The organism is Daejeonella sp., from assembly GCF_037719425.1.
Lineage (GTDB): Bacteria > Bacteroidota > Bacteroidia > Sphingobacteriales > Sphingobacteriaceae > Daejeonella.
In genome coordinates, this window is sequence record NZ_JBBJNI010000004.1 from 44,087 (window position 1) to 63,930 (window position 19,844).

General features: G+C 40.1%; 24 protein-coding genes and 1 pseudogene. 5 read left to right on the forward strand and 20 right to left on the reverse strand.

All coding sequences use genetic code 11. The features are described 5' to 3' along the window. The 20 genes and pseudogenes from WKF69_RS01105 to WKF69_RS01200 form a co-directional block, all read right to left on the reverse strand. A pseudogene (locus tag WKF69_RS01105) lies at positions 1 to 754 on the reverse strand (conjugative transposon protein TraJ); the annotation flags it as partial. A gap of 10 nt (positions 755 to 764) precedes the next feature. Continuing rightward, a complete protein-coding gene (locus WKF69_RS01110; protein WP_340378777.1) occupies positions 765 to 1,397 on the reverse strand; it encodes a TerB family tellurite resistance protein in 633 nt (210 codons plus the stop codon). After that, positions 1,378 to 1,977 carry a hypothetical protein gene (locus tag WKF69_RS01115; protein WP_340378779.1) on the reverse strand — a complete coding sequence of 200 codons (600 nt, stop codon included), beginning with the start codon at positions 1,975 to 1,977 and terminating at the stop codon, positions 1,378 to 1,380. The genes WKF69_RS01110 and WKF69_RS01115 overlap by 20 nt, the downstream gene beginning before the upstream one ends. 52 nt (positions 1,978 to 2,029) lie before the next feature. Beyond that, positions 2,030 to 2,710, reverse strand: a complete 681-nt coding sequence (locus WKF69_RS01120) for a conjugal transfer protein TraI (protein ID WP_340378781.1) — start codon at positions 2,708 to 2,710, stop codon at positions 2,030 to 2,032. Between the two features lie 10 nt (positions 2,711 to 2,720). After that, positions 2,721 to 3,086 (reverse strand): hypothetical protein, encoded by a 366-nt coding sequence (locus WKF69_RS01125; RefSeq protein ID WP_340378783.1) that lies wholly within the window; start codon positions 3,084 to 3,086, stop codon positions 2,721 to 2,723. Between the two features lie 2 nt (positions 3,087 to 3,088). After that, a complete protein-coding gene (locus WKF69_RS01130; RefSeq protein WP_340378785.1) occupies positions 3,089 to 5,566 on the reverse strand; it encodes a TraG family conjugative transposon ATPase in 2,478 nt (825 codons plus the stop codon). A gap of 1 nt (position 5,567) precedes the next feature. Then, on the reverse strand, positions 5,568 to 5,888 hold the full coding sequence (locus WKF69_RS01135) for a DUF4133 domain-containing protein (RefSeq protein ID WP_340378787.1): 321 nt from the start codon (positions 5,886 to 5,888) through the stop codon (positions 5,568 to 5,570). A gap of 1 nt (position 5,889) precedes the next feature. Then, positions 5,890 to 6,222, reverse strand: coding sequence for a DUF4134 domain-containing protein (locus tag WKF69_RS01140; protein ID WP_340378789.1), 333 nt, complete (start codon positions 6,220 to 6,222; stop codon positions 5,890 to 5,892). Positions 6,223 to 6,244: 22 nt separating this feature from the next. Next, on the reverse strand, positions 6,245 to 6,709 hold the full coding sequence (locus WKF69_RS01145) for a hypothetical protein (RefSeq protein WP_340378791.1): 465 nt from the start codon (positions 6,707 to 6,709) through the stop codon (positions 6,245 to 6,247). Between the two features lie 104 nt (positions 6,710 to 6,813). Further along, positions 6,814 to 7,701: an RteC domain-containing protein gene (locus WKF69_RS01150; RefSeq protein ID WP_340378793.1), complete on the reverse strand. Its 888-nt coding sequence runs from the start codon at positions 7,699 to 7,701 to the stop codon at positions 6,814 to 6,816. Positions 7,702 to 7,912: 211 nt separating this feature from the next. Beyond that, a complete protein-coding gene (locus WKF69_RS01155; RefSeq protein WP_340378795.1) occupies positions 7,913 to 8,800 on the reverse strand; it encodes a helix-turn-helix transcriptional regulator in 888 nt (295 codons plus the stop codon). A gap of 52 nt (positions 8,801 to 8,852) precedes the next feature. Beyond that, complete coding sequence (locus WKF69_RS01160) at positions 8,853 to 9,449, reverse strand: GNAT family N-acetyltransferase (protein WP_340378796.1); 597 nt, start codon at positions 9,447 to 9,449, stop codon at positions 8,853 to 8,855. Between the two features lie 332 nt (positions 9,450 to 9,781). Further along, positions 9,782 to 11,209 (reverse strand): mercury(II) reductase, encoded by a 1,428-nt coding sequence (gene merA / locus WKF69_RS01165; RefSeq protein WP_340378798.1) that lies wholly within the window; start codon positions 11,207 to 11,209, stop codon positions 9,782 to 9,784. A 10-nt stretch (positions 11,210 to 11,219) separates the two neighbouring features. Next, a complete protein-coding gene (gene lgt, locus WKF69_RS01170) occupies positions 11,220 to 12,080 on the reverse strand; it encodes a prolipoprotein diacylglyceryl transferase (protein WP_340378800.1) in 861 nt (286 codons plus the stop codon). 55 nt (positions 12,081 to 12,135) lie between these two features. Beyond that, positions 12,136 to 12,492 carry a cation transporter gene (locus tag WKF69_RS01175; protein ID WP_340378802.1) on the reverse strand — a complete coding sequence of 119 codons (357 nt, stop codon included), beginning with the start codon at positions 12,490 to 12,492 and terminating at the stop codon, positions 12,136 to 12,138. Positions 12,493 to 12,640: 148 nt separating this feature from the next. Then, the gene (merTP, locus tag WKF69_RS01180; protein WP_340378804.1) at positions 12,641 to 13,273 is read right to left on the reverse strand and encodes a mercuric transport protein MerTP; all 633 of its coding nucleotides are present in this window, start codon (positions 13,271 to 13,273) and stop codon (positions 12,641 to 12,643) included. Continuing rightward, on the reverse strand, positions 13,270 to 13,650 hold the full coding sequence (locus tag WKF69_RS01185) for a metalloregulator ArsR/SmtB family transcription factor (protein WP_340378806.1): 381 nt from the start codon (positions 13,648 to 13,650) through the stop codon (positions 13,270 to 13,272). Before WKF69_RS01185 ends, merTP begins: the two co-directional genes overlap by 4 nt. Before the next feature lie 261 nt (positions 13,651 to 13,911). Further along, the gene (locus WKF69_RS01190; RefSeq protein ID WP_340378808.1) at positions 13,912 to 14,436 is read right to left on the reverse strand and encodes a hypothetical protein; all 525 of its coding nucleotides are present in this window, start codon (positions 14,434 to 14,436) and stop codon (positions 13,912 to 13,914) included. 76 nt (positions 14,437 to 14,512) lie between these two features. Beyond that, positions 14,513 to 14,788 carry a heavy metal-binding domain-containing protein gene (locus tag WKF69_RS01195; RefSeq protein WP_340378810.1) on the reverse strand — a complete coding sequence of 92 codons (276 nt, stop codon included), beginning with the start codon at positions 14,786 to 14,788 and terminating at the stop codon, positions 14,513 to 14,515. 97 nt (positions 14,789 to 14,885) lie between these two features. Further along, the gene (locus tag WKF69_RS01200; protein ID WP_340378812.1) at positions 14,886 to 15,470 is read right to left on the reverse strand and encodes a hypothetical protein; all 585 of its coding nucleotides are present in this window, start codon (positions 15,468 to 15,470) and stop codon (positions 14,886 to 14,888) included. A 1,248-nt stretch (positions 15,471 to 16,718) separates the two neighbouring features. Here WKF69_RS01200 and WKF69_RS01205 point away from each other — a divergent pair. The 5 genes from WKF69_RS01205 to WKF69_RS01225 form a co-directional block, all read left to right on the forward strand. Then, positions 16,719 to 17,021: a hypothetical protein gene (locus tag WKF69_RS01205; RefSeq protein ID WP_340378814.1), complete on the forward strand. Its 303-nt coding sequence runs from the start codon at positions 16,719 to 16,721 to the stop codon at positions 17,019 to 17,021. 275 nt (positions 17,022 to 17,296) lie between these two features. Beyond that, positions 17,297 to 17,692: a FixH family protein gene (locus tag WKF69_RS01210; protein WP_340378816.1), complete on the forward strand. Its 396-nt coding sequence runs from the start codon at positions 17,297 to 17,299 to the stop codon at positions 17,690 to 17,692. Positions 17,693 to 17,746: 54 nt separating this feature from the next. Beyond that, positions 17,747 to 18,829: an NAD(P)-dependent oxidoreductase gene (locus WKF69_RS01215; RefSeq protein ID WP_340378818.1), complete on the forward strand. Its 1,083-nt coding sequence runs from the start codon at positions 17,747 to 17,749 to the stop codon at positions 18,827 to 18,829. A 16-nt stretch (positions 18,830 to 18,845) separates the two neighbouring features. Beyond that, positions 18,846 to 19,187 carry a hypothetical protein gene (locus WKF69_RS01220; RefSeq protein ID WP_340378820.1) on the forward strand — a complete coding sequence of 114 codons (342 nt, stop codon included), beginning with the start codon at positions 18,846 to 18,848 and terminating at the stop codon, positions 19,185 to 19,187. 35 nt (positions 19,188 to 19,222) lie between these two features. Beyond that, positions 19,223 to 19,844: heavy metal-binding domain-containing protein (locus WKF69_RS01225; RefSeq protein WP_340378822.1), on the forward strand; the 622-nt coding region annotated here is incomplete at its 3' end.

The window sequence follows — 19,844 nt, forward strand, 5'->3', positions numbered from 1 at the left end:
GGAATCCATCAAAAACAGCAAAACCGAATACCAATGGCCCCAATATTGCCAATACGATCAAGTAGAATGTACGGATTGTGTTGATACACAGCGCAGCTGCCTGGTAAAGAATTTCCAGCACTTCGCTCATCCATTCTTTGATTGAATTGCGGAAATTGTATGACGCTTTGGCCATGGCAAATTTCATGTCATTGCCTACGCTCTCAAACATCCCCTCACCATTAGCGGTTGGATCTTCCGGATGGGTATATTTATACCATTTATCGCGATCGCCGCTACCGTCAGTTCCGACATACATTTGCCATGAGTCAGTTTTCTTGATGGCCTCTTCTTTCTTTTTTAAAAGAATCGCTATGGCCTTATTGGAGTCCTTTACCATTCCACCGGTTGCTGTAACCGTGGGCTGTAGTATTCCATTCATTAATGCCAGAACCGCTGGAAATAGCAGCACAGCCATACCCAAAGCGAAAGGCCGAAGGAGCGGATAAAAGTCGATTGGCTCAGCGGCAGCAATCTGACGCCAAACCCTTGAAGCGATGTACCACAATGCGGCAAATCCAGCTATTCCTCGTCCAACACCAATCAATCGCGAGCAAAGCGGTATCATTTCCTGATAGACACGGTCCAGTTCGGACTGTAATCCGTGAATGTTTCCACCAATGTTCTGAGCCTGTAAAAACGTTGGCAATAAAAGTAATATGACAATAAGGCCCCCTTTCCCCCGCGGACGGAGGCTAATTTTTTTCAGTTTCATGGCTTTTGATTTAGTAAATAGATTCTATCTGTTTGATATTCCGCTGTTCTTTTTCACGCTGCAAAGCCAGTATCGTGTTGCGCCGATTGAAGTCACGCAGAAAACTGACTTTATTTTGCATACTGTCAAAAATCCGGTCGATGGACTGCAGCCGTTCATCGTCGCTCATTCGGAGATCGGAGGAACTGACGACCGTAGTAAGTTCATCCAGATTTTGAAGACTTTCTTTTGTCAATTGACTGTATACTTTGCCGATGTAATCCAGTTCAGCTTCCCCAAAGCTTCGCGAACTACGGAACCTATTATATGCACTTTTATATTCTGTCAGTAGTTGTTTTTGGAGGATAATGATATCGGCAACCCGCCGATATTTCTTTACAGCCGGACTAGCTTTCATCATATCGTCGAGAAACACCTCGTGTAAGCGAAAATTTCCCTCAGATATATCCTTCACTGCGTTATACCCTTTACTTACCACCTGGTAACCTTTTTTCATATCGGACAGGATATTCTTGAGTTGGGTCAGCTTTTCGGCATTGAGCAAAAGCTGTTCTATTTCATTCGATTGACCCCGGCATGGCAGTAACCATGCAATTAATAAAAAGCTTGTCAGCCATGCCATTTTATTTCCTATCGTTTTCATAAGCTTGCTTAATCTGGTTTATAGAATGCTGTTCTTTTAAGCGGTTGGCTCCGAGTGTACGAGCATCCGCTGCAAATGACCCACTGAACTGAAAGGTATCTAGAACGTTGGCATGAAGTGCGTTGAGGCGAGCGATTCGTTCTTCGTCTTCCATCTGGTACGCTGTAGGTGTTGTTAGGGAGATCAAATCATCGAGATACCCATCGAGGTCGCTAACTACCCGGCGTTTTACTTCGGCCACATATTCCAGATCTATGGCTTGAAGACCCTGAGTCTTTCGCAAGCTCGAAAAAATGGCAATAATTTCTAGCTGCATGGTCAATATTTCGAAGAGTTTAGGGTTTCGTCGCACAGTTGGACTGATCGCTTTTAGGGATCCAAGAAAGTCGCGGTGCAATGAAAATTCACCGTTACTGATGTTACGTATGGTTCCGATTCCGTCGCGGGCCACGGTATATCCTTTTTTAAGATATCCGGCATATACTTTCAGCGCTGCCAGCTGTTCTATCAAGTACCGCCTTTGAGTTTTATTCTGATTAAAGATTTCGTCTCCCGTCTGCGCGAAAGCGCCGTTGCTCATACCAATACTCAAAAAAAAAGTAAAGTATAGTAAAGTCGTGCGGTAACGTCTGTTAATTAGCAATTCCATAAAACCTCCTTGTTAATTGAATGTCTCGTTCACTTTTAGCTCTTGTAAGACTTAGAATAATATTTTGTTGATTGAACTGCTTGAGATCGCTGTAATTTTCGTCGATCCTGTCGGCGGCCGCATTGATCAGTTCTAGCCGTTTTGCATCGCTCATTTGGGTGCCGAAAGAATTTACAATCAGTATGATCTGATCAAGGTTCTTTACACTTGCATTTAAGATGCCTGAATACACCTTTTCCATGTAATCAAGTTCTCCAGTTGCGAAGTGCTGATCTTTACGGAAAAGGCTATAGGCGTGCCGATATTCATCTACCAGCGCGCCCTGTTTTTCTGTGATGTCCCTGATGCGCTGATAGTAGGAAATGGCGGCTTTCACTTTCCAAAGCTCTTCGTAATACTCTCGATATAACTCCCGTTGCTTATCTGTCCAATCAGCAATCTCATTAAGTTTCAGTTTTGAAAGTTCATTTTCAAGAACTTTCTGCGCGTTTTGAAGCCAGATCGTTTCATTCTGCATCCGCTGGATCTTCAGGTCTACGGCTGTGATGGCCTTTTTAACACCAGCCCGGATCACTTCAAGTATTCCGACCTGCGCGTTAGCCCGATGAAGTGGGACAATGATAGCCAGTACAACCAAGACAATTGTGATTCTTACACTTTTCATAGGTCTATGATTAGGGCAGTTTTTTATATTCTGTTGCCTCCATTCGGACCAAGCCAGTTTTCTTATTGACGGTGATAATCCTTCCGCGTTTGGTTTCTTGCAACTGCCTGGTTCGTGGTTCATAAATCGCAGTAAGCTCTTCCCGGCGTTGTTCTTTCGGTAGCAGCTTGCCATCCCTCACTTTTTGAAACCCTGTTTTTCGGGTTATGCTGTACGACCTGCTACTAATACTATTGATTACCAGCGTATCGTCGGCGACGCTGTATTCACCCTCGGAATGGTTAACGTATGTTCCTCCGATCTCCGAAAGTCTTTCGTTTCCTGCGCAATAGCAGAATAATACTGAGGTCATTAAGACAATCATTTTCTGTTTCATAACTATGCTATTTTTTGGTTAAGTTCATTCGCAAGAGCGGTTATTCCGCGCTCTATACTGCCGTGTTTTGCGGCATACTCGTGCACCTTGGACTTCTCGGCTGATTCGGTAGTGTAAGCGAGATATTCTTCTGTACTAACTTCTGTGCGGTAAACTTTTGACAGTTGACCGCCCAGACTGATAAAAACCTCCTTGTACTTTCGTGTAGGGTCGTTTGCTTTATTCATAGATAAGATGAGCGCCTTTTCTTTGTCGCTTAGTCCAAGCAGTTCCTGCACCATATCGAATTTGTTCTGATATTTCGATTGATCAAGCAGAATTTTGCAGTCGGAATTATTGATGATCGCCTGCCTAATGATTGGCGAGCTAATAATATCTTCAATATCCTGTGTCACCACGATTGCTTCTCCAAAGTGTTTCCGAACGGTCTTGAAGAGATATTTTATGTATTCCGCCATACCGTCACGAGCTATAGCTTTCCAGGCCTCTTCAATAAGGATCGTCTTTCTTATATTTTTGGGAAGCTTTCGCATTTTGGAAATGAATGTCTCCATGATGATCAGCGTAACCACCGGGAAAAGGATGGGGTGATCCTTGATATTATCCAGTTCGAACACAATAAAGCGCTGATTTAACAAATCAAGGTTTTCGTTGGCATTAAGCAGGTAATCAAATTCTCCGCCTTCGTAATAGGGACCCAGTACATATAGTAGATTATCAAGATCGAAATCCTTTTCCTTGACCTTGTCTTTACGTACAACTTCCAGGAATTGACTGCCCAGATACTCGTAGAATGAATTAAAGCACGGAAAAATGTTGGTGTCCGTATTCACTATTTCGTAATAACCTTGTATAGCATTGGACAGGGCTACATATTCCGAGCGGCCGAATGATTCGTCCTCTTTTTTCCAAAGTGCCAGAATCAGAGTTTTTAAACTTTCTTTCTTCTCCGTATCCAGCACATCCCCCTGAGCTATAAAAAAAGGATTGAACCGGATGGGATTATGCTCCTCGTAAGTGAAGTAATATCCTTCGGAGATATCGCAAAGACCTTTGTAGGAATGGCCGACATCCACAATTACGACGTGTGCACCCTGCTCAAAATATGTTCGCTCCATGTGATTAGTGAAAAAGGATTTTCCGCTTCCCGATGGACCGAGTATAAATTTATTGCGGTTGGTGGTAATTCCGTGCTTGATCGGCTCGTCGGAAATATCGACATGGACCGGGTGACCAGTAAGCCTGTCGCCCAGGCGAATCCCAACAGCAGATAAACTGGAACGGTAATTCGTTTCAACATTCAAAAAACAGCATGCCTGTTCGAGAAATGTATCGAATGTATCGTTCATCGGAAAATCAGCCGCGTTACCAGGCAAACCTGCCCACCAGATTTGAGGGGCTCCATCAATTTCTTGTTTTGGATTAGCGTCCAGCTGAGCTATAGCAGAAGAAACCCGATTGCGAACCTCTTTTCTTTTATCAGGGTCATCAGTCCATGCAAGAATATTAAAATGGGCTTTTACCGGTAATCTTGCCTGACTGATCGCTTCGTTTAAAAAGTCCTGCGTCGCATCGCGAGCAATGGCGTTCTCTCGGGAATAAGCAGAAAGAGACTGAAGTCGAAGGCGTTTAGCTTCTAGTCGCTTCAGCGTCCGGCTCGCATCTCCGATAAAAATATATTGATTAAAAATATGATTACAGTCTAGCAATAATGACAGCGACGAAGAGAATGCTGTACTGAATTTGGTTCCGTCAGTGCTGTATTTATCATAGTTCACGCGAGATCCACACAGTGCCGGAAGATCTTCTGCATCTCCGAGCGTAAAGAGCTGGCAATATTCGCCACCAATCCTGATTTCTTCATCCAAATGAATGTCGCGAATAGTCGCCTTCTCTTCCGGCCCAGTCAGAAAGCAATATTTTTCCAGAACACCGGCTTCCTTTTCTGTTCCTGCAAGTTCATCGTCACTTAGACGTTTTAGCTTCATATAGCCGCTGTCAACCAATACGCGTTCGAATTGGCCGCATTTGTCAAGAAAACTGTTAAAAAAGTTCGGATTTAGAGTATCGGGCGGTACTATACCTTTTCTAAAAAGACCCGTGAATGCTGAACTTGTCGGCTTACGGTCCTCCTGCTTCTTAGTTAGGAAGATGTAGCACTTATGATTCAGGTAGGCACGTTCGTTAAAGAATCGCTCACTGGACCGTGAAAGAAATGTTCGGGCTTTTTGTTCAAATGCAGCCGAATAGTAATCTGTTACAAACCAGTCTTGTTTGTGCAGGATCGAATGCTTAGGCAATAAGCGAATAGCCTTCAACCACGTTTGATGAAAAGCCTCGTAATCTGAATCTGAGAGCGTAAAAATCTCCGGCAACGTTAATTCATAACCGATAGTAATATCGCCTTGTACCGAAAGCATACAGTCATGCTCAATGGAGAATATGGGCAGCAACTTTTCAAGATTGATCCTTGAAGCCATGTTAAGTGCGTTTTAAGTGTGTAAATGTTTTTCTTGAGGTAATGCGCAAGTATCGGGGCACTGCTGACTTTGCAGCCTTTTTCATCAACCCGTACCTGCCGTATTTATGGCTAAGCCGATAAACTTGGGTGAATAATATAAATCCTGCTCCGCCAACAAGGAATATGCAGATGTATAAAGCGACGCCAACGATATACAGCACGGCGAAAGCTATCAGTAGAAATACCAGTCCTATCGCCAGATACGCGATAAACTGTGCCTTTAGCCCTTTGAATTCAATCGACTTGTTGATGCCTTTATTAATGGTATATACCGAAGCCATATCAAATACCGAAAAAGGATTGAAGAACAGTTGCAACAACAACGAGGAAAATACAACTGCCGAACCATGCACTCGCCACTTTGCCTGTATCAGGCTCGCCACCGTTCCATTTCTGATAAACTTTAATTGCACCGATCAATCCGACCACCGCACCGATGGCATACATCAGATTTGTACCGGTGTCGAAATAACTTTTTACTTTGTTGGTAGCTTCATTAATACCAGCATTCCCATCCTGCGCAATCAATGGTGCGGTGAGGAATATAAAAGTGATAACTAATATGCAGCGCGCTATTAGAGGCTCCTTCAGTATTTTACATTTTAACGTTTTCATATCTGTTTATTTAAGGTGAATACTATGCTGTTTGCAAATAGGCCCGTTCGATATCCGCCTGATCAATACTGAAGGTTAGTGATTCCGAGTGTTGTAAAACCTGTTCGGTTAGTAAAGGCCGGTCAAATTCGTTTCCGGGGTACTTTGATATTATTAGACTTAGCAGTGAGAGAAACTCATCTTTTTGGTCTAAGCCTTTAAAGGCATGTATCAATGCTCGGATTTCAGTTAGTATCTCGGTCTCCAATTTATCGTCAGGAAACTGGATGTCTTCTGAATCGATTGAGGTTTCGCCGGGATCGGGCTTTATTCCTCCAATGAAATTGCCAGTAAATGTCGTTACTGGTATTTTCGAAGCAGCTGACTTAGGTTGGGAAAAAGCAAGCAGCTCTGCCCGATAGTATCTAACGAGTATAAAGCTGTAATAAGCAAAACCGATAATAGCGAGGGCTGCAAAATATTGCGGCCAGGAAATAAAAGATAGCATAGAATTTGATTTTTAATACTACTGCACCATGCAGCAGTTGGTGAATCAAAATTGCGGCGACCTATTAAATATTCTTCATGCCTTCCGAACGAGGCATGAACTTTTTATACTGACCGGCTACTTGAATTGAACCGGCGAGGGAATACTTTCACTCCATTTAAGTCGTCTTTTTCATCCATACGGCGTATCAATGCCGCATTCATTTTGTCCAGGAATGTTGTGCGATCTTTCTTTCTGTTACACATATCTGAATATTTGTGATAGTAATTACCCAAATCTATTTGAAAGGCTTTCTGGAACCAGTCGACGAAAGGCTTAACGCCCGCATTCCCATTATTAAGAACACCACAGGCGATTAGTGAGTATATAAGTTCAACAGCATCTGTTTTGCTGGACGTCCAACGGAAAACAGCATCGACAGGAGTCACCATTTCCACCGGGCCGCCATTTAGTCTTGCCGTTTCATGACGCAAATAATCCTGGTATTTTTCATTGGCAATCACCTTTGAAAGTTTATAGTCGTGACTGGTATTGTAGCTTCCATCGTGTTCGCAATCATCCAGCTCGCCACAAATGCGGAATGGTCGACGTGAAAAATACAATTCGTCAAGATGATTGGCATCTGACCGGTAATACTGGTAAAAAGCGTTGTTGTGATCAAAAAACCGCTTGAGCCCGGCGAGTTCTGCGGAGATGTGTTCACGTTGCGCATCATCGCTTCCTAAGGGGCGCTGAAGGGTGAAGTTGTAAACATTAATGAAATAGATGTACTTGCTATAAAATTTGGGCTTGACATGCTTGAAAAAAAAGACTTCTTCTTGTATATCCGAAAAATCGGATTCCAAAATGAAGTGCCGCAGCTTTCCCAAAGTTTCCTGAACGGTCGTCAGGATCTCTGCAATCTTTTTGGTGCTATTCTCATGCTTTAAGCCTATGATCTCAATGTCCTCTTCCAAGCCCACATAAAGCTTATCAGTAAATTCGCTTAACATAAATAGAGTTTAAATAAACCCTGCCGCGCCCGTTAACTGGCTTAACTACATCACTTCAGGCAGGAACTAGTACAAAATCTCCATAGGCAGGTGAATTAACAGGACAAAGTTGAGGATTTATGGGATGCGAGTAAATACGCAAAAAGAACTAAACTGCTCGAAATGGCGTACGTAAAATGACGTATTTTAGCTTAAAAAAGACAAAAGAAGCCTAAATAGCATAGGAAATGGGCTGATCAAGTTTATGAATCAGTTCCACCTTATTGGACGATTTCGTTTTTTCGAAAGCATTCTGGACGTGCGTAGATACCGTCCTTTCAGAAATGAATAGCTTCTCGCCAATCTCTTTATACTTCAGCCCTTGGCGAATAAATTGAATAATCTCAACCTCACGATTTGTCAGCTGATATAGTTGTACATTTGTAGCAAAAGCATCTGCTTGATTTGGCATTGAACGGAGCACTAGAAACTCTTCATATTCCTCCCTGGCTTTCTTTATGGAGCGGGTAATAAAAATTATCGTGATTATTACAAAGCCGCCGTTAGTCATGATTACTTCGGCCAGCTGTCCTACATGGAAAAATGCGAAAATGGTCAATGTTGCCCAGGGAATGAGTGCACAGTATATCGCTACCATTTCGATAAAATTTATCCTTCCAGTGTCTTCTATGTATTTAAGTCGGATTGACCGTAGGATTGCCCAAAGCAGGATGAAGGAATAAAAGAATGGTACAATAATCCCGTACCTGATTGCGAAATCTAAGTTGCCATTCATAGAATACACGATAACAAAGAAGATTAGGAACGGCGCGATAAGAAACAGCGGGACACCATATATGGCGTGGAAACGTAATCTTTTTAGATCGAAGCCTTTATAAAAATAATAAGGGAAATATGATGCTGTAAGAAATCCGCTGCCGTATGCAATGATGTTTTGGGTGATAATCGGAATTGAGAGTTTTTCATCAGGAAAAAGCCCGCCAGTAATATTGTATATAATTAACAAAAATAGCAATATCAGATACCATTTCCGGCTTTGATCCTGTGGTCTGGACAAGTAATAGATAAGCTGATAAAAAAACATGATAACTTCCAGCACAACGAAGATGAAGTCACTACATGCATTTCTGTATTGAACATCAGCATACCGATCAGGATTTCAGGTGTTGTTCAATATCTAATTCCCTTCGAAGGAAAAATAGATTATATCCCATATCTAACTCGCTGTAGACCTCAAAACCAGCTTTTTTGTACCAGGGTAAATTCGTCAGCGTAGAGGTTTCCAGGTAGACGGGTCTGCCCTTTTTCTTACTGTCAGAAATTAGTTCGTTCAGCAATTTGGTTCCTGCCCCTTTGTTCCGAGATTTAGGATCGACACCGATGAACCAGAGGTAATACATATTTTCTTTCGGCTGAATTGCCTTGATTTTAGATTCCCGAGACATCGCTTTGCCAATGTTTTCGATGCCTACACATGAGAGAATCAGGTTAGCGTCTAGGAGTATCGACTTTAAAGTAGTTTTTTTCTGGTCTGGAAAAAGAACAAGAGCGCAGGCTTTTTTATCGTCTGAAATGAATACATCACCGAATGCATTGCAAACTTCATAAGAATACTCCATTAACGCGGCGATTCGTTTCTTCCGCTTATGGTCTTGCTTAGTAATGTAATTAACGCTCTGATTATCATCAAACGACTTACTGAGTATATTGATGATAAGGGGCTTATCGGTAGATGTTGCCTTTCTCATAACTTACCTAAGGTAGATCTGAAATAAAACGCTCAAAAATAGGGAATTGTTTTAATGGTTAAATTTGTTTCATACAGCAGTCGTTAGTACAGTACTATCCTGATCATATCAGAATCCATTTACAAGCCGTTTTAGGATTAATTACCGCGGTTATAGACCATTGGTCAACATTAGCGGAATACCTAATAAAGAAGAAACAAAACTAACTTCTGTCTCTTTAGCTGTAAATTTCATATAAAAATCGGCTAACTATTATATTATATATGATCCCTGAATTTCTTAATGCGTTCGGACTTTATTTTATGAAGTAGATACAGCAGAGCGAGTCGCAACTAACTCGCACAACAGCTCATTTTATGAACATCCATGGTAAAAGATAGAGCTGCAAGTTTTATCCCTTCGCTAAGTGTTAAGTACGGATGGAACATGCCTACCAATTCCTGCACCGGAATTTTATATTTAATAGCCAAACTTATTTCCATGGCCAGTTCGCTGCCTTCCGGAGCAACTATTCTTGCACCGATCAGTAAATCTGTCTCGGTATTTCTAATTAGTTTAATAAAGCCTCTTGTGTCTAATGCAGCGATACTTCTTGGCACTTCTTTTAATGGTAAGGTGGTCGCCTGAAAAGGAATTCTTTTTTCTTCTGCTTCTTTTTCATCGATACCTACACCTGCCACCTGCGGATCTGTAAACACTACCCAGGGTAATGCCGTAAAATTTACCTCTTGCTTAGGTTCATTTAAAGCATTTTGTAAAGCAATTCCGCCTTCGTATGCGGCGGTATAAACATAAGCCGGAAGACTGGTTACATCACCTACCGCATATATGCCAGGATTGCTGGTTGCTAAAAAACTATCAACCACGATATAGCCCTTTTCATCAACTTTAACGCCGGTGAGATCCAAACCTAAGTTTTCAGTGTTGGCTTTTGTTCCCGTAGCTACCAAAAGGTGTGATGCCGAAATGGTTTCAATGGTACCTTTATGGTTGTAATTAATTCTTATTCTTTCTTCATCCTTCCAAACTTTATTAATTGACGTTTCTGTTAAGATAGTAAGACCATCATCAGAAAGATGCTTTGTTATTTCATCCGATACATCTTTTGATTGTTTAGATAAGATGTTCGCAGAACGCTGGAGTATAGTGACCTTCGAGCCAAGCCTGTTATAAGCTTGTGCAATTTCCAGGGCAATGTATCCGGCGCCTAAAATGACCAGCGATTCCGGTAATTCTTCCAGTTCAAATAAACTGATATTGTTGAGATACGGTACCGTATCCAAACCTTCAATAGGTGGAATGGAAGTTGAAGCTCCGGTTGCAATAATTACTTTCAGCCCTTGATATTGTTCGCCTTCGATTTCTATGGTATTATCACCTACAAACTTTGCAAAACCCTCAATAACTTTTACGAACGGTAAACCTTCTAACAAGTCTAAATACTTCCGTTTTTGCATATCAGCAACCAGCTCCTTTGTTTCCAGGATAATTTCTTTGAAGTTTACCTGCGGTTTGTTGGGCGTTATCCCTCTGAAAGGCGAGTGAGAAGCTTTGTGAATGGATTCACCTGCTCTGATTAAGATCTTAGACGGCACACAACCCACATTAACACAAGTTCCGCCTAAAGGAAGCCCTCCATTGACAACTAATGTTTTCACTTCCTGATTATTAGCTTTGATGGCCGATGCAAAAGCCGCAGAACCGCCACCGATAATAATTAAATCAAACTGATTGTCTGGATTGACAGTACAACATCCCATAATTACCTATTTAAATACTGAATGATTTTTTATTAATTCTATTATTATTCTCCCTGGGTTTTGATTTTAAAACCACCATAATTATCCCCAGGAAAATAAAAGGGATACTCAGCAATTGGCCTAAATTGAGCAGCCATTCACTTTCAAAAGCTTCCTGGTCTGCTTTAAGAAATTCTACGAAAAACCGGATGCTAAAAAGCATAATCAGGAAATATCCAAAAAGATAACCGCTTTGGAGTAATCTTGAATGTCTATTATAAATTATCCACAACACAAAAAAAGCGATCAGGTATAAAACCGCTTCATATAATTGTGCAGGGTGGCGTGGGATCATATCTACCCTTTCAAAAACAAATGCCCAATCAACCTGTGTCGGGTTACCAATGATTTCGGAATTGAATAGATTCCCTATTCTGATAAAGAACGCTGATAGAGCCACCACAATAACTAAACGATCTAATATCCAAAGAAACGATTGTTTATATTTTTTGCTATAAAATCCAAGAGCTGCCAGAATACCAACCGCTCCTCCATGACTTGCTAATCCCTGATAGCCGGTCCACTCATAAGCTCCCTTGTTGTTAATCTGGAATGGGAGAATAATTTCTAGAAGGTGATTTCTATAGTAGTCAAATTCATAGATTAAGGTGTGACCTAGCCTTGCACCTATTAATGTACCAATGAACACATAAATTAAAAGCGGACTTAAAGTGTCGGTAGAAACCTTTTCTAATTTAAAGGTTTCATATAAAAACCAATAACTGAATGCAAAGGCAAGCATAAACAGGATGGAATAATACCTGAGAGCAAATCCACCGATCCGAAATATTTCCGGATCAATATTCCAGTTTATATACAGAAATGTTTCCATTAGAATAATTCAGCTTCAATTGCTGTAATTCAAATAACTGTTATACAACTGTTTATTAAGCCTGACTTTTCTTATCTTTCTGAACCTCAGCTTTATACCCCGTCTTTTCGATTACTTTAATGAGTTCTGCAACGGATGTTTTAGAAGCATCGTATTTAATGATAGCTATATTACCCGGATACTTTACCTCGTTCTTAATCACCCCATTTGTTTCGCTAAGGGCAGAATGAATGCTGTTGGTACATCCGGCACAGGTCATTCCTGTAATCTTAAGCGTAACTTCTTTGGGTTCGCTTTTTGAAACTCCTTTTTCTATTGGAGTTTGTGCTGACGCTTTACAACTCCCGCAACCACAAATTTGTGATCCTGCAAAAAGCATCAATGATACTACTGAAACTGATAGGATATTCATAATTTTTGTTTTTATGTGATTAATACTATTTATAAAACTTATTATTTAATTTTTAAGGCCGGAAACATTGGAATTAGGTTTTTATGAGCGAAGCTTTAATTACAATCAGGTTCGCAAACATGACTTTTTTAGTCAAGAAAATAACTTCTTAAGGCTGAACCTCTCCTCCGGCTTTGTAACCAGTGGCATTAATTGCTTTGATGATAGCGTTTTTATCGGTCTTAGACTGATCATATTTAATACTTGCCGTACCCACCTCATAGTCTGCCTTGATTTCCACTATTCCCGGGAGTTGATTAATACTATGCTTGATCGTTTCTTCGCAACTGGCACAGGTCATTCCACTTACTTTATAAGCGACCTGATGAATATCACTGGATGATACAACTACTACTTGTTTCTTTGCTTGGGGATAAAATATTTCACTATAATAAGGGAAAGCCATTAACCCTATCGCCAGAACGGTCACAATGGAGAGAAAGGTTCTGGAAGTTAAAAAGCTTTTCTTCTCTACATTACAAACACCATCTGGACCACATTCTGCACTCTTGTTTGTACTGAATAATTTATACCAGGCATAGCCTAATGCGACTACTGCCAATCCAATTAAATAAGGACGTGCAGGATCGAGCCAGGAAAAAGCAGAGGCCGCACCACTTGCACCTGCCAGGAGTGCCAATACCGGGGTTATACAACAGAGTGATGCAGCAAAGGCAGCAAACACACCAACACCTGTAAGTGCTTTTGCATTATCTTCGGTTTTTAGATTTTCTGTTTTCATACTTTTTGTCTTTTTGCTGTCACCATAGTAATGTGCTGAAAAAGTGGCCTGATTATTTCTAAATGCTCCTGTTTAAAGGAATAAAAAATGGTCTGCCCCTGCCTGTGGGGCTTTATAATATTCGCATCTTTCAATTTTCTTAAATGCTGGGAGACGGCAGGAATACTCATTTCTAAAATATCAGCCAAATCACAAACACATAAGCCCCCATCTTCCTCTTCAAGCAGGTAAAGGATTTTTAAACGAACTTCATTACCTGCAAGACTAAGGATCTGACTGAGAATATTAAAAGAAGCCTCGGCAGATTTTAATTTGCCTTTACATTCTTTGATAAGAGCCTCATCCGCAAAAAGGCGGATACAATTTGGATCGGTCATATTATATTTTAAACAAACTTACAAAATTTCTATTTAAGTAATTGCTTAAATAATGATATGAGTACAATTTAACATTCTAATGACGAATCTTTTTTACCAACCATACGATCAAGAGCAGTAATACCAGGGCTATTAAAGCCATTAATAAGTAGCATAGCCAGGAACATCCCATTTCATTCATCAGCAGCAAGTCCTGGACAATGTAAGGCACCTTCACTATGATTTACCCTGTTACTTAGCATGTACACGATAGATATTCATCTATGATTTTCTCATTTTGTAACTCAAATAGTAAATAAGTGGAGGTAATAGCATAAACTGTAATACCGGCGATAATCCCACATCAACGATAGGCAGGATAGGCATAGATTTATCATAGGCCCAATTACCGGCTGATACGTGTCTCATCTCTGCTAGAATTGCACCTATAGCACCGACTAGCATTAATGCAAGAATTCGAGGCGCTGTTAATTCTTCAGCCCAAAGTGGCTTCTTATAAATAAGTGCAAAACCGAAATAAATTAAAAGAACCATTATAGCATCAGCTATTGAAGCTATAGCACAAAATGCAACGCTTTGTACACTGAAGGAAGCGCCTTTATATAAAGGCATTTGTAATACTTCCCAGGCAAAATTTAGCAGGAAAGCCAACACAAATGCAGTGAAAACAAAACGATTGAAAACAACTTTATCATTTGCTTGCTTCAACAAGTAAATAAACAACAACACTACCAGAATTAAAGCAATTACCGGTACAAGAAACATAAGAGGAGTAAGATTATTCATTTTATGTTCATTTATAAGGCGTTTGTTGTTATAATTCCGTTTTCTGTATTTGAGAAGATTGCTTTTGCCCGATTATTTATTCTTTCGGCTTGATGTATGTGCCTTCTTTCATCATTTTCATTTGATCATCCGTCATCTTTTGTTTTACGAGCTTCATACCACATTTCGGGCATTCTCCGGTTTTGCTGCCCATTACTTCATTGTGCATAGTACAGGTGTACATTTCATCTTTAGCTAATTGCTCTTTTTTGTCTGTAACTGTAGCGGAATTTTCGTTGCTGTTATTGCCGCCGTTGCAGGAAGTAAAAGCAAGGGATAAGAGGATAAATCCTGTGAAAAATTGTTGTTTCATAATGTTGATTTTAAGATTTTACGTTAGGTGTTTATAAATTTACTAAACTTGAATTGCAGTAAATCTTTCCATGTTATTTACTTAGCATGATAGGACATTATTGTTTAATTGTGATCCGATCAGGGTCTCCTGTTCCACCATTAGGAACTTTGAATTGAAATTTTTGAACATAAGGATCCATCTTACCTTTCATGAAATTCATTACAGCCTTTGTGTAATAATCCCTTGCCTGCTGCACTGTTTTTTTACCTATTGCTACATCATTGGCCAGATTGAGTGCTAAAAAATTCATTTCTTCTTTATCGCACCTTGCCGACAATTCACCTACCGTCCTTTCTGCAACCACACTACCATCGTACATTGCAACTTCATCAAACTTTGCCGGTGGAACCCGGTAGTCAATAAATTGCTGCAGCATATCTGTATGAGTTTTCGGAAAATTATGAGGTGCTTCTTTAGCATGAACAATTGTTTTTTTCCAAGGCCCATTGTTATGCCACACAAGCATGGTGGGAGTAGATTCATTTGGCTCTCCATATTTTTTCATTACTTCCTGCGCAACCTTTTTAGGGTTTGCGGGCCAGTTGGCTATTACTTGTTTAGCTTTTTGAGCGTAAGCAGTCATCATTGCTGTGCTGAATAATGCGGTCAGAAGCATTAATCCAAAATTTGTGCGTTTCATAATTTTAATTGTTTATTATTCAAAAAAATATTAGTTCTAAATTCTCACTTGATTTTTCCAGGTATCTGCGTAACTTCTTTATCCCGTGCGTCCTTTAAATGAAGTTTTTTGCCATCATACTCTAAGCAGCAAAGTTTTGTTCCCTATGGGTCGCGAATATTTAATTTGCTGCCGGAAGCTTCGGAGGTAAATAATACATTCCCTGCCGGATCTTTAATTTCTGTATTCATAATCTAAGTTATTAGTTATTTAATTAGATGCTTAAGTAAGTAGTAACATAAATAATTTTAAAAAGTTTCACTTGGAGGAGGGTAGTATTCTTCACAAGTTTTAGAGAGATAGTAGCCATTATACATCAATCCCAGGCCAAAAACCTACTCAAATTCAGTTAACGCAATATTTATCCACGAAAAGATGTCTCGAGCTGCCTTGAAAATTTACGCTTGGTACTATCCAATACAACCATGATAAGCCCCTCCGACGCACTTAAATAGGGGCTTTTCCAGTTTTGTAAATGCTAAGGCGCTTATCCAACTATGAAGCCTACCTTTGACAATCAATGGAAACAATAACCTGTTGTAAAATCATGAAAGCGAAAAAAATATCAAACTTATTTAATTCTATGTGTTACTATAAGTACAAGCAAGATAAATGAGATAGAAGCAAACCATTACAAATGAAACACGCCCTGGCAATCTTCCTTAGCTTCGTAATTCTGTTCAGTTCTCTGGGTGTCACTGTTTATTTCCATTATTGTCCCTATATGGGCTCTTCTATTTCTTTTAATACGATAAAAGAAAGCTGTTGCGGCCCTGAGAAAAACATGCCTGAGGGCTGTTGCAAAAATCACAGTAAACAAGTAAATATAAAAGATGCTTACTCTATCACTGAGAAAGTAGAATTAAATACTTTTACAAGTTTAACTCTTAAGGCCCAGTATTTTGACCTTGCTACACCTTACTACTTAATTAAAAGGCTAAATGTAAGTTACAGTAGTATTTCTCCACCTGGTCCATCATCTCCCATTTTTATCCTTTACCGATCTCTATTAATCTGAAATTCCTTCTTAAAGTTTTTCCATAAGCCATTTCAAAATGGGCTGGAACTTCATTGCCTTTTTTCTGAGCGTTCTACCCCCTGGAGTATAAAATCGGGCAACAGCGAAACTGACGACCGGGCAACAGCGGAGCTGAAAGAAATGATCAAACTATCAAAAAATGGATAATCAAAGAATGCAAAGCTGCATTGATGCCTGTGAGGCATGTGCCGACGCATGTGAAAAATGTGCAGAAAGTTGTAAAGGAAATCCGGGAATGGAACAATGCGCAAGTTTATGCAGAGCCTGCGCTGAAGCCTGCCGTAAATGTGCAGAAGATTGCAGAAGCAACAGTAGCAATGCTGCTCAAACAGCACAGCGTTGCGCTGATGCTTGCCGTGCGTGTGCCGAAGAATGCGAAAAGCACGATGACGAAATGTGCAAAAAATGCGCAGAAGAATGCAGAAAATGTGAAGCAGAATGCAGAAATATTGCAGCTTAAAAATTTTTCTTAATCAACAGGCTATTGGAATAAGATTAAACCGATAGCCTGTTATAAATTTAATTTTATGATGGAAAGTTGTTGCGGAGGCATGGGAGTTTTGATGTGGATTTTTATGCTCATAGGAATTATAATTCTGATTGCTTTAATTATTTGGATTGTTAAGAGAGTAAAATAATCAGCCTTACAAAAAGCGCTTGACAGTTCGGCGCGGACTTGAATATCACTCCCCCGCCGACAGGTAAAGGAAGTTATTTTTAAAACATTCAAATTAAATACTTAAATACAATGAAAGCAATTTTTAAACTACTGACGTTTATAGCGTTTGCCATTATTTTTCAGGCTTGTAAAAATGAAGATCTAAAAACTGTTACCAAAACAGCAACTGAGAATTACAACATTGTTGTTTTAAGTGACAAAGGCTTAATTAAAAACGGTAAAGGAAAGTTTTACCTGGAATTTCAAAATGCAGCTAATAATCAGCCGGTGAATGTAGGTGAAGTAAGAGTCCAGGCAAATATGCCCATGCCGGGAATGCCTATGGTCAATGATGCTGAAGTATCAACCACCGATAACCCGGGTCGCTATGCTGTGCAATATGATTTATCCATGATTGGAAGTTGGACGTTGAATGTTCGGTTTGATGATAATAAATCTGTTACCCTGCCAGTAACGGTGAATTAAGTGCCCCAATTTAAGCAAAGAGAAGTAAGCAAAGCAAGTAAATTGAAAACCATTATGGATACACAATCAATACGCAAAAGCAATGCAGGCAGCAACTCTGCCTCTGTAAGACCTCTCATTGTTGTTTCCGGCAGCAGCGGCCTGATCGGTACTTCTTTAATACATAAGCTTGCTAAAAACTACCAGATTGTCGGTCTTGATAATGTGGGCTATCCTTTTCCACCGCCTGAAGCTGAATGTGTATGCATCGACATCACATCGGATAAGAGTATGGAAAGAGCCTTTGACCGTATACGTTATGCTTATGGAAACAAAATAGCTTCAGTTATTCATCTTGCAGCTTATTATAGCTTTTCAACAGAATCTTCACCTTTATACGATACAATAACGGTAAAGGGTACAGAAAGGCTAATGCGCGTTTTACAGGATTTTGAAGTGGAACAATTCATGTTTTCAAGCAGTATGCTTGTCTATAAGCCTTCATCTCCCGGACAAAAGATTGATGAAAAATGGCCGTTAGATCCGAAATGGGATTATCCGAAATCTAAAGTAGCTACCGAAAATCTTATTCATGCCAGCAGAGGGAACATTCCTGCGGTGAATTTAAGAGTAGCCGGTGTATATAATGAGGAAGGAAATTCAATCCCCATCACCAACCAGGTTCAGCGTATTTACGAAAAACAAATTAGTGCCCGTTTATACCCCGGCGACACCTCTCACGGCAGTACTTTCATTCATCTCGACGACCTGGTGGAGGCTATTGTAAAGGCTATAGAAGAACGCAAAGAGCTTCCGGAGGAAGTGACTTTGAATGTTGGAGAGGATGAAACATTGTCTTATAAAGAATTGCAGGAAATTATCAGCTACGAAATTCATGGCAAAAATTGGGGCATAATACAGATTCCCAAATGGTTTGCAAAAGCAGGGGCATTTATGCAAAACCTTTTTGGCAAAGCCTTTATTAAACCCTGGATGATTGACCTTGCCGACGACCCTTTTGAGTTAGATAGTTCAATAGCACAACGTCTGCTTAACTGGAAACCTCGCCACTCATTGCGCAATACCTTACCTAAAATGATTGCAGCTTTAAAAAACAATCCAGAAAAATTTTACAAAGAAAATAAATTAAATAAATAAATTAAAACTAAAAATCATGAAAACAATTTCAATTTTTTCTATTGCCCTGTTTTTGTTCATTACAATAACAGCCTGCAACAACACAAAAGACGGCACGGACACTGCAACAAAAGACCAAACCGACATGACAGGTATGGACATGGGCAACGACACGACCATGATGAAAAATATGATGAAAGACCCGGCAATGATGAACAGCATGATGACCATGATGATGGAACATTGCGAAAAGGATACTGCTATGCGCAGAAACATGTGCACCAACATGATGAAATCGCCCAAAATGAAAGCTATGATGATGGACATGATGGAAAAAGACGGCATGATGGATATGAAAATGGATAAAAAAGTCAGATAGGGCGATATATAGACCTGATATCATTTTGAAAGAATATGAACGCGAACAAAGATGACCCCATTATGTATACCTGTCCGATGCACCCCGAAGTAGTAAGCAATAAGCCTGGTAATTGTCCCAAATGTGGCATGACACTGGTACCTAAAAAAGAACAGGCAGATCAGAGAGAAATGATTCTCGGCCATTACAATACTTTGTACTGGACACACGCCAGTAATATTCTGCTGGGCTTTTTTCTTATTGCCGCACCGTTCACCTTTAGTTATAGGAGCATCGAGATGACTTACAGCGATATTCTCAGTGGTGCACTTCTAATTGTATTCAGTCTTTTATCAGCAAATCCTTTTCGTTTATGGGCACCCTGGGCTTCCTGTCTTGTAGGAATTTGGTTGTTGTTCGCCCCGCTTATATTTTGGTCGCCGGATGCATCGGCATATATTACGGATAGCATATTGGGAATATTTGCCATCGGTTTTTCTGTACTCATTCCTGAAATGCCTGGTATGATGAAAATGATGCTGACCATGCAGCCAGGGCCGGAAACTCCACCAGGCTGGACTTATAACCCATCTTCCTGGCTTCAACGTACGCCAATCATAATTCTGGGTTGGATTGGTTTTTTTGGCTCCCGATATTTAACCGCTTATCAACTAGGCT